Source organism: Pseudomonas sp. MUP55, from assembly GCF_034043515.1.
Lineage (GTDB): Bacteria > Pseudomonadota > Gammaproteobacteria > Pseudomonadales > Pseudomonadaceae > Aquipseudomonas.
In genome coordinates, this window is record NZ_CP138214.1 from 1,949,540 (window position 1) to 1,964,443 (window position 14,904).

The 14,904-nt window shown below is 61.7% G+C and carries 15 protein-coding genes; 8 read left to right on the forward strand and 7 right to left on the reverse strand.

The annotated features are described in order from the left end of the window. Nucleotides 1-50 precede the first annotated feature (50 nt). Nucleotides 51-779, forward strand: coding sequence for a dienelactone hydrolase family protein (locus SC318_RS08835; RefSeq protein WP_320430451.1), 729 nt, complete (start codon nucleotides 51-53; stop codon nucleotides 777-779). 98 nt (nucleotides 780-877) lie between these two features. Here the strand turns inward: SC318_RS08835 and SC318_RS08840 are convergent, their stop codons facing one another. Together SC318_RS08840 and SC318_RS08845 are read right to left on the reverse strand one after the other, a co-directional pair. Beyond that, complete coding sequence (locus tag SC318_RS08840) at nucleotides 878-1,744, reverse strand: pirin family protein (RefSeq protein ID WP_320430452.1); 867 nt, start codon at nucleotides 1,742-1,744, stop codon at nucleotides 878-880. A gap of 64 nt (nucleotides 1,745-1,808) precedes the next feature. Beyond that, entirely contained in the window at nucleotides 1,809-2,225 is a 417-nt protein-coding gene (locus SC318_RS08845) for an OsmC family protein (protein WP_320430453.1), read from the reverse strand. A gap of 171 nt (nucleotides 2,226-2,396) precedes the next feature. Between SC318_RS08845 and SC318_RS08850 the strand changes: the two genes are divergently transcribed. Next, nucleotides 2,397-3,389, forward strand: a complete 993-nt coding sequence (locus tag SC318_RS08850) for an amidohydrolase family protein (protein ID WP_320431205.1) — start codon at nucleotides 2,397-2,399, stop codon at nucleotides 3,387-3,389. Nucleotides 3,390-3,567: 178 nt separating this feature from the next. Here the strand turns inward: SC318_RS08850 and fabB are convergent, their stop codons facing one another. The 5 genes from fabB to SC318_RS08875 form a co-directional block, all read right to left on the reverse strand. After that, nucleotides 3,568-4,788 (reverse strand): beta-ketoacyl-ACP synthase I, encoded by a 1,221-nt coding sequence (gene fabB / locus SC318_RS08855; RefSeq protein WP_320430454.1) that lies wholly within the window; start codon nucleotides 4,786-4,788, stop codon nucleotides 3,568-3,570. Between the two features lie 11 nt (nucleotides 4,789-4,799). Next, the gene (fabA, locus tag SC318_RS08860) at nucleotides 4,800-5,315 is read right to left on the reverse strand and encodes a 3-hydroxyacyl-[acyl-carrier-protein] dehydratase FabA (protein ID WP_003210552.1); all 516 of its coding nucleotides are present in this window, start codon (nucleotides 5,313-5,315) and stop codon (nucleotides 4,800-4,802) included. A gap of 249 nt (nucleotides 5,316-5,564) precedes the next feature. Beyond that, entirely contained in the window at nucleotides 5,565-7,466 is a 1,902-nt protein-coding gene (locus tag SC318_RS08865) for an ATP-binding protein (RefSeq protein WP_320430455.1), read from the reverse strand. After that, a complete protein-coding gene (locus SC318_RS08870) occupies nucleotides 7,463-8,392 on the reverse strand; it encodes an ABC transporter substrate-binding protein (RefSeq protein WP_320430456.1) in 930 nt (309 codons plus the stop codon). The genes SC318_RS08865 and SC318_RS08870 overlap by 4 nt, the downstream gene beginning before the upstream one ends. A 1-nt stretch (nucleotide 8,393) precedes the next feature. Further along, entirely contained in the window at nucleotides 8,394-10,514 is a 2,121-nt protein-coding gene (locus tag SC318_RS08875; RefSeq protein WP_320430457.1) for a TonB-dependent receptor plug domain-containing protein, read from the reverse strand. A 195-nt stretch (nucleotides 10,515-10,709) separates the two neighbouring features. On the opposite strand from SC318_RS08875, the gene SC318_RS08880 reads away from it, so the two are divergent. The 6 genes from SC318_RS08880 (at nucleotide 10,710) to SC318_RS08905 (ending at nucleotide 14,810) form a co-directional block, all read left to right on the forward strand. After that, nucleotides 10,710-11,735: an NAD(P)H-dependent glycerol-3-phosphate dehydrogenase gene (locus SC318_RS08880; protein WP_306492317.1), complete on the forward strand. Its 1,026-nt coding sequence runs from the start codon at nucleotides 10,710-10,712 to the stop codon at nucleotides 11,733-11,735. Between the two features lie 10 nt (nucleotides 11,736-11,745). After that, entirely contained in the window at nucleotides 11,746-12,093 is a 348-nt protein-coding gene (locus SC318_RS08885; RefSeq protein WP_306492318.1) for a DUF4389 domain-containing protein, read from the forward strand. After that, nucleotides 12,090-12,539 (forward strand): phosphohistidine phosphatase SixA, encoded by a 450-nt coding sequence (gene sixA / locus SC318_RS08890; RefSeq protein WP_320430458.1) that lies wholly within the window; start codon nucleotides 12,090-12,092, stop codon nucleotides 12,537-12,539. The genes SC318_RS08885 and sixA overlap by 4 nt, the downstream gene beginning before the upstream one ends. A 75-nt stretch (nucleotides 12,540-12,614) precedes the next feature. After that, nucleotides 12,615-13,058 (forward strand): hotdog fold thioesterase, encoded by a 444-nt coding sequence (locus tag SC318_RS08895; RefSeq protein ID WP_320430459.1) that lies wholly within the window; start codon nucleotides 12,615-12,617, stop codon nucleotides 13,056-13,058. Nucleotides 13,059-13,155: 97 nt separating this feature from the next. Then, nucleotides 13,156-13,959: an alpha/beta fold hydrolase gene (locus SC318_RS08900; RefSeq protein WP_320430460.1), complete on the forward strand. Its 804-nt coding sequence runs from the start codon at nucleotides 13,156-13,158 to the stop codon at nucleotides 13,957-13,959. Further along, the gene (locus SC318_RS08905; RefSeq protein WP_306492322.1) at nucleotides 13,956-14,810 is read left to right on the forward strand and encodes an alpha/beta hydrolase; all 855 of its coding nucleotides are present in this window, start codon (nucleotides 13,956-13,958) and stop codon (nucleotides 14,808-14,810) included. Before SC318_RS08900 ends, SC318_RS08905 begins: the two co-directional genes overlap by 4 nt. Nucleotides 14,811-14,904: the final 94 nt, after the last annotated feature.

The window sequence follows — 14,904 nt, forward strand, 5'->3', positions numbered from 1 at the left end:
CCCGCTTCGGCGGGTTTTTTCGTTTTAGCGCACCTCAACTGGAGTGAATCATGAGCCAAGTCACAGTACGTTCAGTGGTCTATCAGATTGATGGCCAGTCTTATGAAAGCCGCCTGGCGTTCGATGCCAGCCACAAGGGCCCGCTGCCGGGGCTGCTGATGGCACCGAACTGGATGGGCGTGAGCGCAGGCGCCGAAGAGATCGCCAAGACCGTTGCCGGCAAAGGCTATGTGGTATTGATCGCCGACCTCTACGGGCAAGCCGTGCGTCCTTCGAACGGTGATGAGGCGGGCGCGGCGATGATGCCGTTGAAGAACGACCGTCCATTGCTGAACAAACGCATGCAGGCTGCCTTCGAACAGCTGCAAGGCCAGACGGAGGCGGCGGTCGATACCTCGAAGCTGGCGACCTTCGGCTTCTGCTTTGGGGGCTGCTGCTCGCTGGAATTGGCCCGTACCGGTGCGCCGTTGAAAGCGGCCGTATCGTTCCATGGCACCCTCGACACGCCGAACCCTGCGGATGCGAAGAACATCAAGGGCTCAGTCCTGGTGCTGCATGGCGCCTCGGACCCGCTGGTACCCAAAGAACAACTGCCGGCGTTCGAAGATGAAATGAATGCGGCGGGTGTGGACTGGCAGTTGCTCAGCTACGGCGGCGCGGTGCATTCCTTTACCGACCCTCATGCCAACGTGCCAGGCAAGATGATGTACGACGCCAGGACCGCTGCGCGGGCTTTCCAGTCGATGCATAACTTGCTGGATGAAGTGTTCAAGGGCTGATTTTTTCAGTGCCTGCTCGGACGCCATCGGGGGCAAGCCCCCTCCCACATTTTGAAAGTATTCGCAGTTCAAGTGTGGGAGGGGCTTGCCCCCGATAGCTATTTCACAGGCAACTCAATCCTTTCAGACTCCCCCGGCACCGTTGGCCAATCCCCGGCCGCCCAGCGCTGCCGCGCCTGTTCGATCACCGCCGGATCGCTCGCCACGAAGTTCCAGTTGATCCGCCGTGGCCCATCCAGCGGCGCACCGCCCACGATCACCAGGTGGCAGTCGCTTTCGGCATACAGGGTCATTTCTTGGTCAGTGGGTAAAACCACCAGGCTGTGTACCTCCAGCGGCTCACCGTCCAGTTGCACGTCGCCCTCCAGCACATAAACCGCGCGCTCTTCATGCTCATCGGGGATCAGCAGGGTAGTGGCGGTCTGCATCCGCACTTCGGCATACAGCGTGGGCGACAGCACCGGTACGGGTGACTTGAGACAGAACCCGCTACCGGCGATCAGGCGCACCTGCACGCCCAGGCTATCGCTGGCTGGCAAACTTGCTGCCGGATGATGGCTATAGTGGCCAGGCCCGGTTTCATGGTCCCTGGGCGATGCCAGCCACACTTGCAAGCCATGCAGCCTAAAGCCACTGGCCTTGACCGCCTCGGGAGTGCGCTCGACGTGGGCAATCGCACTGCCGGCGGTCATCCAGCTGACATCGCCGGGCTGCACCACCTGGTCCGAACCCAGGCTGTCCTTGTGCTGCAAGGTGCCTTCGAACAGATAGGTGAGGGTAGACAGCCCGATGTGCGGATGCTGACGGATGTCCATTCCGCTGCCCGGCGCATAACGGGTAGGCAGCATGTGGTCGAAAAACACGAAAGGCCCGACGCTGCGGCATTCACGCGACGGCAGCGGGCGCAGGATGGGCTGGCCTTCCACATCTTCGGGGCGAGGGTGGATCACGGTAAGGGGGGTCATGGTGCATCCCTGTCTGAGCGGGTTCGATGACACTGAGCATAACCCGCTCGACCGGCCGTTGGCGCTATTGGCTGAAGGCGCCTTCCGACAGTGTTGTCTCGATGCTGACTTCGGCGGTGGTCATCAGTTTGTGCACCGGGCACTTGTCGGCGACGCGGTGCAGCTCATCGCGCTGTGCGTCGGTGAGTACGCCCTTGAGGGTCAGCGTGACGTTGAGCGTGTATTTGCCTTTTGTCTCTTCGGCAGCGTCGTGGGTGACTTCTACGGTGACCCCGGTGAGCGGGATGTTCTTTTTCTGCGCATAGAGCCTGACGGTCAAGGCTTTGCAGGAGGCCAGCGCAGCGTCGAAATAGTCGTGGGGAGAGGGCGCTGAATCGTCACCCCCGAGGCTCTTGGGCAGGTCGGTAAACAGCTCATGGTTGTTGATATTGACGCTGTGACGGAAATTCTCGGCATTCAACGTATTGACGGTAACAGGCATGACGAACCTCACAAGGCTGTGGATGACGGTCAGCCACTAATAGAACATGCTGGCACTGGCGGTTCCAGGCTTTTGTCCCTGCTGAACCGCGACGCGTGGTGCAAGGTCTACCCGTATCAGCCCCTACCGAGGTATCCCGCCGTGTTCTGGACCCGCGTGAGTTTTGCCCTGATGCTCGCCGCCAGCAGCCATGCCGTGCAGGCCCGCGATTATGCCTACAGCGATGCGCACCTGCATTACGTGGACTTTTTCCAGGAAACCGCGGGCATGGACAAACTGCTCAAGGCCATGGCGGACAATCGCATCGAACATGTGATGATTTCCGGCATTCCCGTGGCCAAGAAATGGCATGAAGACGAACCCAAGCGACCGCGCTATTACGCGGGTGACGATGCCGACGCCTATTGGTACAGCGCCACCGATGTCATCGTCGCCGCAGCGGTCAACAAGCTGACCGCCGAGCAGCGCCAGCGCTTTCACCCGTTCCTGGCCGGTTTCAATCCCAACGACAAGAATTCCGCAGCCCATATCCAGCGCATGCTCGACCTCAACCCAGGGCTGTGGCAGGGCATTGGTGAAGTGTTCACCCGCCACGACGACCTCACTGCGCTGACCTCGGGTGACACGCCGCGCGCCAACAACGAAGCCATGACGCGCATCTATCACTTGGCGGCGCAGAACGATCTGCCGGTGATGCTGCATTCGAACATCACCTCCAAACGCGAGCGCAACCCGTTGTACCTTGCCGAAGTCGAGCAGCCGTTGCGCAACCACCCGCACACGCGCTTTATCTGGGCTCATGCCGGAACCAGCAAGGAAATCCACCGCCATCAGGTGCAAATGGATTTCTTGCTGCCCACCTTGAATCGCCTGCTGGAGGCTTACCCCAACCTTTATATCGATCTGTCCTGGAGCATGCTCACCCCGTACCTGCTGGATGATGCCGGCAAACCACGGCCAGAGTGGGTCCAGCTGGTGGAGCGCTTCCCGGATCGCTTCATGCTGGGCTCCGACGTGGTAGGACGCTTCAACAAGCTGGGGAAGGAAATGCGCCGTTTTGATCCCTTCCTCGATGCATTGCCCGAGGACGTCGCCCGCAAGGTAGCACGGGATAACTTCCTCGCCGTCCTGCCCAAGCCGCGTAGCAGTGAGAGCGCGCATTGATATCGCGTTTTGTCTTATGTAAATCATGCAGCGGCAAGCCTTAAGCGACAAGCTGCAAGGGGGTGGGATGCGCTTCTCTTGCAGCTTGCAGCTTGCGGCTTGCAGCTTGAAACCGATAGCTCTGAAAGCAAAAAGCCCCGAACCAGTCGGGGCTTTTCATTGGATCAAGCTACAGAGCTTACTTACCCTGCCAGCGTTTCAGCACCAGGGTGGCGTTGGTGCCACCGAAGCCGAAGCTGTTGCTCATCACGGTGTCGATTTTTGCATCTTCAACGGTCTTGGTCAGGATCGGCATGTCGGCGACGACCGGGTCGATCTCGTCGATGTTGGCCGAGCCGGCCATGAAGTTGCCTTCCATCATCAGCAGGCAGTAGATCGCTTCGTGAACGCCAGCGGCGCCCAGGGAGTGACCCGACAGACTCTTGGTGGAGCTGATTTTCGGCGCTTTGTCACCGAATACCGCACGCACGCCTTCCATTTCCTTGGCATCGCCGACCGGAGTCGAGGTGCCGTGGGTGTTCAGGTAGTCGATTGGCGTGTCCACGGTGGACATTGCCATCTGCATGCAACGGATGGCGCCTTCACCGCTTGGGGCAACCATGTCGTAGCCGTCGGACGTCGCGCCGTAGCCGACGATTTCGGCGTAGATCTTCGCGCCACGGGCCAGGGCGTGTTCCAGCTCCTCGACCACGACCATGCCGCCACCGCCGGCGATGACGAAACCGTCACGCTTGGCGTCGTAGGCGCGGGAGGCCTTTTCCGGAGTTTCGTTGTACTGGGTGGACAGCGCGCCCATGGCGTCGAACAGGAACGACTGGCTCCAATGCTCTTCTTCACCGCCGCCGGCGAATACGATGTCCTGCTTGCCCAACTGGATCTGCTCAACGGCAGTCCCGATGCAGTGGGCGCTGGTGGCGCAGGCCGAAGAGATCGAGTAGTTCACACCCTTGATCGCGAACGGCGTGGCCAGGCAGGCGGAAACCGTGCTGCCCATGGTCCGCGTTACACGGTAGGGGCCGACGCGTTTCACGCCTTTTTCGCGCAGGATGTCCAGCGCTTCCATCTGGTTCAGGGTGGATGCGCCGCCGGAGCCGGCGATCAGGCCGGTGCGTACGTTCGATACCTGGTCTTCGCTCAGGCCGGAGTCGGCGATTGCGTCTTTCATGGCCAGGTAGGCGTAGGCGGCAGCGTGGCCGACGAAGCGATAGATCTTGCGATCGATCAGTTCTTCGAGGGGCAGGTCAATGGAGCCGGAAACCTGGCTACGCAGACCCATTTCGGCATATTCCGGGTTGAAGCGGATGCCAGGGCGACTTGCACGCAGGTTAGCGGTGACGGTCTCTTTGTCATTGCCCAGGCAAGAAACGATGCCCAGACCAGTGATAACGACGCGGCGCATGCGGATAACCCTTAAAAGTTGTCAGTGGAAGTGAATACGCCGACCCGAAGGCCTTCGGCAGTATAGATCTCGCGACCGTCGACAGTCACCGAACCATCGGCAATGGCCAGGTTCAGCTTGCCCTTGAGGACGCGCTTGATTTGGATGTTGTAGGTGACTTTCTTGGCGGTCGGCAGGACCTGGCCAAAGAACTTCACTTCGCCCGAACCCAGGGCGCGACCACGACCCGGCAGGCCTTGCCAGCCCAGGTAGAAGCCGACCAGTTGCCACATGGCATCGAGGCCCAGGCAGCCCGGCATCACAGGGTCTCCTTCGAAGTGGCAGGCGAAGAACCACAGGTCAGGGGTGATATCCAGCTCGGCGACCAATTCACCTTTGCCGTACTTGCCACCCTCTTCGCTGATATGGGTGATGCGATCCACCATCAGCATGTTCGGGGCGGGCAATTGCGCGTTACCTGGGCCGAACAGCTCACCGCGACTGCAGCGCAGCAGGTCTTCCCGAGTAAAGGCGTTTTGTTTGGTCATGCGAGCTCCTCAATAATCCCATGCGGCAGGGTAGGGCAAATCTTCCCGAACCGAATGAAGCGTTCATGCCTCATAGCGGTAGCCTACACATAGACTATTGCGTTGTAGTGAAAGTCACAGCGTCAAGGTACTCAATGTACACTTGTTCACTGAAATTTTAAACCGGACCTGTTTATCAGCCCGTTTGGGTGCCTAAGACTGCCGCACTTTCGTCTTCCACGCCAGTCGGACTTGGTGTGGCAATGAGCGCTAATGCACCCAGCGCTGGAGGATGTGCTGCAAATCCGTGCGTTTGAACGGTTTGGCCAGGTAATCGTTCATTCCAGCGGTCAGACAGGCTTCGCGGTCGCCCTGCAAGGCGTTGGCGGTCAGCGCGATAATCGGCAGATCGGCGCAGCCGGGCAGTTGGCGAATTTGCCGGGTGGCCTCGTAGCCGTCGATCAATGGCAGGCGGCAGTCCATCAGAATGGCCGTGAAGATCAGGCTTTCGGCACTGCGGATCGCCTCGGCGCCATTGGTGGCCAGGCTGACTTCAAAGCCCAGGCTGCGCAGCATGGCTTCGACCACGGTGCGGTTAACCGGGTTGTCTTCCACCAGCAGTATATGTCGCCCCTCACCCGCACTGGTTTTACCCTCGGCGTCCGGGGCGACGGCAGGCAGGCTTTGCTGATCGATCGCCAGCGGAATTTCCAGGGTGAACACCGAACCCCGACCTTCTTCGCTCTGGGCGCGCAGGGTGCCGCCCATGCGTTCGGCCAGGGTGCGGGCGATCGGCAGGCCTAGGCCGGTGCCGCCGTAACGTCTTGAAATGGAACTGTCGGCCTGCTGGAACGCGTCGAACATCAATTCCAGGCGCTCGGCGCAAATGCCGATACCGCTGTCGCGCACGGTGCAGGTGAACCACACCAGTTCATGGTCCAGGGTTTGCCAGTTGGGTTCCACGTGCACCGTGCCCTGCTCGGTGAACTTCAAGGCATTGCCGATCAGGTTTACCAGAATCTGCCGGATACGCGTCGGGTCGCCGCGCACCCGCAAGGCGTCCATGCCCAAGGGAATCGGCAGTTCCAACGCCAGCCCGCGCTGCTGTGCACTGTGCTGGAAGGCTTGGGCACAACTGTTGATCAGGTCCGCCAGGTTGAAGGAAATATGTTCCAGTTCCAGCGCGGCCCGTTCGATGCGCGAGAAGTCGAGGATGTCGTTGATCACCTTGAGCAGGTGCTCGGTGGATTCGCAGGCGAGCGCCGCGTACTCGGTCTGCTCTTCGGTCATCTCGGTGGTTTCCAGCAGTTGCAGCATGCCCAGTACGCCATTCATGGGCGTGCGCAGCTCATGGCTCATCATCGCCAGGAAGTCCGACTTGGCATTGTTTGCGCGCTCGGCTTCCTCGCGGGTCTGGATCAACTGGGCCATGGCTTGCTGCTGTTCACGGCTGGCCTGGTTGAGGCCCGCGGCGAGGTTGTTGATGTGCCGCGACAGGTCGCCCAGTTCGGAGTCGTCGACAATCGGCAGCGGTGTCGTGTAATCGCCCTGTTGGATGGCTTTTACCGCGTGCCCCATGGCGCTGATCGGTTGCGACAGGCTGGCGGCCAGGCGTCGCGCCAGCAGGAAGGTAAACAAAAGTGCGAACAGCGCCAGAATCCCGGCCTTGAACAGGATTTCCTGCTGGCGCTGGCTGAACGCGTCGTTGGACATTCCCACGATCACTCGGCCCAGGTAATCCGCACGCGGCGCGATGGGTTCATTGAGGTTGTCCTGGAAAAAATCATTGCCCAGCTGGATATGCTGCAAGCGGATCGGTGCCTGGAACACCTTCACCGACAGTGAGCGATCGTGTTTCTCCGACGGCTGCTCGACGTACACCAGAATGTTCTCGGCGCTGTCCTGAATTTCCAGGAAACGCACGTGGGGTGTGGCCAGCGTCGCGCGCAGCAGGGTATCGAGCACATCGTTGTTGCCGGAAATAACCCCGTATTCGGTGGCAGGCGCCAGTTGGTTGGCAATCAACTGGCCGGTGTGGTCCAGCTCCTGGCGCAAGTCCTGGATACGCACGAAGGTAAAGAAGCTGATCAACAGCAAGGTCAGCAACAGCGCGGGGCCCAGGGTGATGAGTTGGGTGCGGGTGTTGATGTCCCAGCGACGGCGCAAGGTCATGGGCGTTGATCTCCTTCGGCCAAGCGGGCGGCGACGGCAGCTTCGTCGACCTGTTCGATGCCCAGTGAGCGTGCAACTTGCGGGTTGCCCACCACTTTGAAGTGTTCCGGGTAAAGGGTGCGTGGCCAGTTGGTCGGCGAGTGGTCCAGCAATCGGTCGAGTACGGCGAGCCAGTCGGCCTGATCGCTATAGGTGCTGGCCAGGCTGCCAGCCCGCACGAACCCGGCATTGGGGCCCACCAGTGGCAATTGCTGGGCATAGCTGCTCAATAACAGGTTCTTTGCGGTTTTGGGGTTGTACAGTTGCGGATCGTCCAGGCCCAGCAGCACGTCGCTGTCCTTGAACAAGGCTTGCAGGGGGCGGCTGTCACTGGTGTTGTCCCAGCGTTGGGGCACGATTTCCAGGCCCAGCGGCGCGGCGTAGCGGTCAAGCTCAGGCAGCAGGAATTCGCTGTCGCTGCCGTAGAGCACGCCAATCCGCCGGGCCTGGGGCAAGATGCTCGCGATCAGGCGCAATTGGCGCATCAGCGGCGGGTCGCTCCATAACAGGCTGATTTTGGCCGGATGAGCGCCACCCAGGCGTTGGTGGGCTTGCAGGCGGCTGATGCGCAGCACCAGGGTCGGTGGGCCCTGGCTATCCTGCAAGCGCCAGTCGAGGCCGGGCAGGTCCAGCAGGATCAGGCGGGTATTGGCGGGCAGCTGGCTCGGCGCCGGCAGGTCTTTGAGCAGCGTGAAAGAGACATGATCTTCGGGGCGCTGCTCGACCAGGGCCTGGGTAAAGGCCTGGACACCGGCTCCGTCCTCGGCGGCGGTCAGCAGGATCTCGGCGCTCCATACCGGCGTCGCGAGCAGCAGACACCCCAGCAGCAGGCCGCGCCGCCACCGTCGTGAAACCCCAGGGAAGGTCATCCGTGACGGGTCGCCCATGTCAGAACTCTAACTGCGCGCTGAAGTACAGCACATGGCGATCGTCGTAGTTGTTATCGGCCCAGGTGGTCGGCTGATTGTCCAGGCGTTGTTGCAGCATGCCGGCCAGTTCCACGTTGGCTTTGCCCAGGGCGATGCGCTTGGCTACCCGCAAATCGACCCGTTCGAAGCGATACGTGTTGAGCGCGTCGTCGCCATAGTAGAACAGAGCGCTGGACCAGCCGTGGCCCCATTCGCGCAACCAGCCGGCCGAGCCGCTGTTGCGCGCGGTCTGCGCCTTGTCCAGCGGGTTGCTGGAACTTGCATCGACATAAGCGTAGGTCAGGCGCAGGCGGTCGGCGTTGCTCACGCGCCAGTCGAACTGTGATTCGGCGCCGGTAAAGCGCGCGCTGTTGTCGTTGCTGGCGATGTATTGGTTGTTGCGCAAGGGCGAGCTGATCATGTCGGTGATTTCGTCATAGAACAGCTTCACGTCGACGTTCAACCCGAGGTCGGCAAAGAAGCCGTTGTAGCCCAGTTCTCGGGAGCGCATCAACTCTTTATCGAGGTTGCCGGGGCCGCGCGTCACCACAAAATATTGCCCGGAGCTCTGCCCAAAGGCGGGTGAGCTGAGGTTGGTGACGCGGTAGCTCCAGTTCACGTTGTTCTCGAACATGTCCGGTGAGCGGACTGCCTCGGAGTACACCGCCCGCAGACCGTGGCGCGGGTTGATCAGGTAATTGACCGCCACGCGAGGTGTCAGCGAATTGCCGCTCAGGTGGGTGTCCTCGTACATTGCGCCGCCTTGCAGCAGCCAATGCTCGCTGGCGCGCCATTCCAGGTGACCGAACAGGCGCCAGGTCGTGTCGTCCAGCGTCCCGTTGAAATAGGTGTCGGAGTCGGCGCGGTCGTAACGGTAATTCATGCCGCTGACCAGGCGCAGGCTGTCGGAGAGGCTGAGGGTGTCTTGCAGTTCCAGGTCGTAACGGCTTTCCTTGGCGCTCTGGTCGATATCGCCGCACACGCTCTGGTTGGCGCCGTTGCGCCATTGGTCCAGTACCTGGTTGCCCAGCGCCTGTTCGGCGGCGCTGCCGGCTGGGGCGCTACCCTGGCTGAATTTGTCCATGTGCCGCGCCAGCCGCTCGGCGTAGTTGGGATTGAGCTGCCACAACTGGGTCAGTTCGGGACTGAACGATACCTTGGCGTCACAGGCTTTCCAGATCTGCCGACGGTCCCACTGCTGGGCCGAACCCTGGATATACAGGCTGTGTTCGGGGTTGAAGTCGAAGTTCCAGCGCATCGAGCCCGCGTAGTCCTTGGCGGTGGCGTCGGAATCGGTGCCGCCTTCGGTAATCCCGGCGAATACCGGCGTGTAGGTATAGGGGCGCTGATTGGTGCCTTCCTTGGCATCGAGTTGCCAGTCGATGCTCTGTTGCGCATTCAGCGTCTGGCTGACGGCCAGGCTGAAACGGCTGAGGCGGCGGCTGTCGCGGCGATCGGCGCCAGCGGCGTCGCTGTCAAAACCGTCGTCCTCTTGCCCGGACAGTGACAGGCGCAAATTGCCGGTTTCCCAGCCGACGCCCTGGCTGGCATAGACATCGTTGATCCCGCGTTCGCCACGTATCACTTTCACCCGCGTGCCCTGACTGTTGGCCGGTGAACGGGTGAGGATATTGACCACCGCCATCAGCGCGTTGGCGCCGTAGCTGACGGTGTTGGGGCCACGAAACACCTCGATGCGCTCGATGTCTTCCATGGCCACCGGAATATCGCTCCAGTCCACCGTGGCCAGACCTGCGCGGTACACCGAGCGCCCGTCGATCAAGACTTGCATGCGCCGCGCATCGCTGGCGCTGGTGCCGTGGTAATTCACCGCCGCCTGGTTGCCGGTGGTGTAGCCGACCATCATCCCGGGCACCAGTCGCAACAGCTCGGCAATGTCACGGGCGCCGCTGGCCTTGATCAACTCGCTGTCGATCACGGTCATGCTGCCGGGTACGGCAGCGGCCGATTGCTTGAGGCGGGTAGCGGTCAATACCTGCGGCAGCGGTTGGCTGTCTAAAAACAGATCGTCGGCCGACGCACTGGCGCTGCAGGCCAACATCAACAGCAGGAATGAGCGAGGAGGAGGGCCCAGATACACGGCACGGCCTTGATAATTACGGATAGCCGCCCATGTTAACTGAGGTGAGGCCTTTTGCCAGTCGTGAGACCTGCAATTACTTCACCCAAGTGTGGCATTTTCCGACAAGCGCACGAATTCACGCGGGGGCTGGCCGCAAGCGGGTCGCCCCGTATAATGCCGCCATCGCCACTGGTATGGATTAACGGATTGCATATGACTGAACAGCGCCCTATTGCGGTCCTGGGAGGCGGAAGTTTTGGTACCGCCGTGGCTAACCTGCTGGCCGAGAACGGCCATGCGGTGCGCCAGTGGATGCGTGATCCCGAGCAGGCCGAGGCCATTCGCGTGCACCGCGAAAACCCTCGCTACCTTAAAGGCATCAAGATTCATCCGGCGGTCGAGCCCGTTACCGATCTGCTGGCAACCCTCACCGACTGCGACCTGTGCTTTGTCGCGCTGCCTTCCAGCGCCTTGCGCTCGGTGCTGGCGCCCCACGCCGAACGCCTGGCGGGCAAACTGCTGGTCAGCCTGACCAAGGGCATCGAGGCGCAGACGTTCAAGCTGATGAGCGAAATCCTCGAAGAGATCGCACCCCAGGCGCGCATTGGTGTGCTGTCGGGGCCGAACCTGGCGCGGGAAGTGGCCGAGCATGCGCTTACCGCCACGGTGGTCGCCAGTGAAGACGAGGCCCTGTGCGAGCGCGTCCAGGCGGTGCTGCACGGTCGTACCTTTCGCGTCTACGCCAGTGCCGATCGCTTCGGCGTCGAGCTGGGCGGGGCGTTGAAGAACGTCTATGCCATCATCGCCGGCATGGCCGTGGCCTTGGGGATGGGCGAAAACACCAAGAGCATGCTAATTACCCGCGCCCTGGCGGAAATGACCCGTTTCGCGGTGAACCAGGGTGCCAACCCGATGACGTTCCTGGGCCTGGCCGGCGTTGGCGACCTGATCGTCACATGCTCGTCGCCAAAAAGCCGTAACTATCAGGTCGGTTTCGCGCTGGGCCAGGGCCTGAGCCTGGAAGAGGCCGTGACGCGCCTGGGCGAAGTGGCCGAAGGGGTCAACACCCTCAAAGTGCTGAAAGCCAAGGCTCAGGAAGTCGGTGTGTACATGCCGCTGGTCGCCGGGTTGCACGCGATCCTGTTTGAAGGCCGCACCTTGAGCCAGGTCATCGAACTGCTGATGCGCGCCGAACCCAAAACCGATGTCGACTTTATTTCCACCAGCGGTTTCAACTGAGGAACGCGGCATGAACGATTCCAAAGCAGCCCCCAAGTATGAGTCCATTGTGCTGCGCATCCTGTGGATGCTGGTGTTTGCGCTGGTGTGGCAGGTGGCGCAATTCCTGCTCGGCGCCCTGGTAGTGGTGCAGTTGATTTACCGGCTGATCTACGGCGCGCCGAACCTGGGCCTGATGAACTTCGGCGACAGCCTCAGCCAGTTCCTCGCGCAGATCGGTCGCTTCGGCAGCTTCCACACCGAGCAAAAGCCCTGGCCGTTCGCCGACTGGCCAACCCCGCGCGCACCGGAAGGCGAAGCCGCCCATAGCGTGCCGCCAGCGCCGCACCCGGCGCGTGATGAAGAGCCCAAGCTATGAAGCTGTGGATCCTGCGCCACGGCGAAGCCCAAGGGCATGCCCGCACCGACGCCGAGCGCAACCTCACCGAGCATGGCCGGGCCGAAGTGTTGCGCAGTGCTGCGCACCTGATCGGCGAGCCGCTCAGTGCCATCATCGCCAGCCCCTATGTGCGGGCACAGCAGACGGCGAACCTGGTTCGCGAGGCCCTGGGCTTCGAGCCAGAGATACACACGGTGCCGTGGCTGACACCTGAGTGCAGTGCGTTGCAGGTGCTGGACAAGCTCGACACTGATGACAACGTGCTGCTGGTTAGCCATCAACCCCTGGTGGGCAGCCTGATCAGCTTTTTGCAGCACGGGCACCCGCGTCAGCCGCAGCCGATGGACACCGCCAGCCTGGCCGAGCTCGAAGGGGATTTCCCGTTGGCGGGGCTTATGAGCCTGGTCAACGTGCACAATCCATAGGCTATATCGATACGGTGGGTGTGCTATATCTGTGGCAGGATTAGGGCTGTAATAAAACCAACAAGGACACCCCATATGAGCCTGTGGCGCACGCAACCGAATATCGAACACCTCAACGCGATCCAGAAAAACACCATCGGTGAGTTGCTGGACATTCGCTTCGAAAGCTTCGACGACGAATCCCTCACCGCCAGCATGGTGGTCGATCACCGCACCCATCAGCCCTACGGCCTGTTGCATGGCGGCGCCTCCGTGGTGCTGGCAGAAAGCGTAGGCTCCATGGCGGCCTACCTGTGCATCGATGCCAGCAAGTTCTATTGCGTGGGCCTGGAGGTCAACGCCAACCACCTGCGCGGTGTACGCAGCGGGCGGGTAACGGCGGTGGCCAAGGCCGTTCATATCGGGCGCACGACCCAGGTGTGGGATATCCGCTTGACCAGCGACGAGGGCAAGGCCAGCTGCATATCGCGCCTGACCATCGCCGTGGTCCCTCTGGGCGAGCAGCCGCCGGCGCGATAGGCATGGCGTGAGTGTCATCATTCCTGGCGGTTACGGTCATTGCCGTGAACGCCAGGCATGGTGACAATCAACCTCTGTTTCTGTAGAGCGAGCCGGTATGTCGCAGCACGTGTTTTTCGCCCACGCCAATGGCTTTCCGTCGGCCACTTACGGCAAATTATTCGCGGCCCTGGCCCCCGAATATGCCGTGGCGCATTTGCCGCAGCACGGCCACGACCCCAGGTTTCCGGTGGACGATAACTGGCAGAACCTGGTGGATGAACTGATCCATCATCTGCAACAGCAACCGGAGCCGGTGTGGGGCGTCGGCCATTCCCTGGGCGGGGTATTGCACTTGCACGCCGCCATGCGCTGCCCGCAGCTGTACCGTGGCGTGGTGATGCTGGACTCTCCGGTATTGACCCGCGCTGACCGCTGGGTGATCCGCGCCGCCAAGCGCCTGGGTTTCATCGACCGCCTGACCCCGGCCGGCCGCACCCTGGGCCGTCGCGAAGAATTCACTGACCTGGACGCCGCACGTGCGTACTTCGCCGGCAAGACCTTGTTTCGTGGCTTCGACCCCGAGTGCTTTGACGCGTATCTGCAACACGGGCTGCTGCAAGTGGGCGACCGCCTGCGTTTGCGTTTCGACCCGGCTACTGAAATCAGCATCTACCGAGGCGTGCCCCACACCAGCCCCGGCCAGGTGCGCGAGTTGAAAGTGCCGCTGGCGGTGGTGCGCGGCCGTCAGAGCCGTGTGGTCATGCGTCATCACGCCAGCGGCGTCGGTCGCCTGCCCATGGGTGAGCTGCTCACCATGCCCGGCGGCCATATGTTCCCCCTTGAGCGACCCCAGGACACCGCCACCTTGATCAAGAACCTGTTTGCCCGCTGGCAAGCCCGTGAGCGCAGTTGCGCATGAGCGCGCCTGTGGAAGAAGTACGCCTGAGCCTGCCGCATATCGAGTTGGCCGCCCATCTGTTTGGTCCTGAAGACGGTTTGCCGGTCATTGCCCTGCATGGCTGGCTGGACAACGCCAACAGCTTTGCGCGCCTGGCGCCGAAGCTGCAGGGTTTGCGCATCGTCGCGTTGGACATGGCCGGGCACGGGCACTCGGCGCACCGTCCGCCGGGTGCCGGTTATGCGGTGTGGGACTATGTCCACGATGTATTGCAAGTGGCCGAACAGCTGGGTTGGCAACGTTTTGCATTACTTGGCCACTCCATGGGCGCGATCGTCTCCCTGGTTCTGGCCGGCGCGTTACCCGAGCGTGTGACGCACCTGGGCCTGATCGACGGTTTGATCCCGCCGACCGCCAGCGGCGAGAACGCGGCCGAGCGCATGGGCAGGGCATTGCAGGAGCAACTGAGCCTGGGCAAGAAGCGCAAGCCGGTCTATGCCAGCCTGGATCGAGCGGTCGAGGCGCGAATGCATGGCCTCGTCGCGGTCAGCCGCGAAGCCGCCGAACTGCTGGCCCAGCGCGGTTTGATGCCGGTGCCGGGGGGCTATACCTGGCGCAGCGACAGCCGCCTGACCCTGGCGTCACCGGTGCGTCTGACCGATGAGCAAGCCATGTCTTTCGTACGACGAGTGGCTTGTCCGACGCAGTTGGTGGCGGCGGCTGACGGCATGTTGGCGAAACATCCCGAATTGCTTTCACAGCTACCCTTTAGCGTGACGACGCTGCCGGGTGGTCACCATCTGCACCTGAATGACGAGGCCGGTGCGGTTCTTGTTGCAGACTGTTTCAATCGGTTCTTCTCCGCGCCTTGACTTGGCGCGGTCAACTGCCGACGCTGGGCGGATTGAAAGGGAGTCAACCATGAACCATCTTCAAACCGCTGCAATCCTCCATGGCCAGGGCTCA

Coding starts and splice junctions, on each gene's coding strand:
- SC318_RS08835 (WP_320430451.1), top strand. CDS start 51: ATGAGCCAAGTCACAGTACGTTCAGTGGTCTATCAGATTGATGGCCAG.
- SC318_RS08840 (WP_320430452.1), bottom strand. CDS start 1,744: ATGACCCCCCTTACCGTGATCCACCCTCGCCCCGAAGATGTGGAAGGC.
- SC318_RS08845 (WP_320430453.1), bottom strand. CDS start 2,225: ATGCCTGTTACCGTCAATACGTTGAATGCCGAGAATTTCCGTCACAGC.
- SC318_RS08850 (WP_320431205.1), top strand. CDS start 2,397: ATGCTCGCCGCCAGCAGCCATGCCGTGCAGGCCCGCGATTATGCCTAC.
- fabB (WP_320430454.1), bottom strand. CDS start 4,788: ATGCGCCGCGTCGTTATCACTGGTCTGGGCATCGTTTCTTGCCTGGGC.
- fabA (WP_003210552.1), bottom strand. CDS start 5,315: ATGACCAAACAAAACGCCTTTACTCGGGAAGACCTGCTGCGCTGCAGT.
- SC318_RS08865 (WP_320430455.1), bottom strand. CDS start 7,466: ATGACCTTGCGCCGTCGCTGGGACATCAACACCCGCACCCAACTCATC.
- SC318_RS08870 (WP_320430456.1), bottom strand. CDS start 8,392: ATGGGCGACCCGTCACGGATGACCTTCCCTGGGGTTTCACGACGGTGG.
- SC318_RS08880 (WP_306492317.1), top strand. CDS start 10,710: ATGACTGAACAGCGCCCTATTGCGGTCCTGGGAGGCGGAAGTTTTGGT.
- SC318_RS08885 (WP_306492318.1), top strand. CDS start 11,746: ATGAACGATTCCAAAGCAGCCCCCAAGTATGAGTCCATTGTGCTGCGC.
- sixA (WP_320430458.1), top strand. CDS start 12,090: ATGAAGCTGTGGATCCTGCGCCACGGCGAAGCCCAAGGGCATGCCCGC.
- SC318_RS08895 (WP_320430459.1), top strand. CDS start 12,615: ATGAGCCTGTGGCGCACGCAACCGAATATCGAACACCTCAACGCGATC.
- SC318_RS08900 (WP_320430460.1), top strand. CDS start 13,156: ATGTCGCAGCACGTGTTTTTCGCCCACGCCAATGGCTTTCCGTCGGCC.
- SC318_RS08905 (WP_306492322.1), top strand. CDS start 13,956: ATGAGCGCGCCTGTGGAAGAAGTACGCCTGAGCCTGCCGCATATCGAG.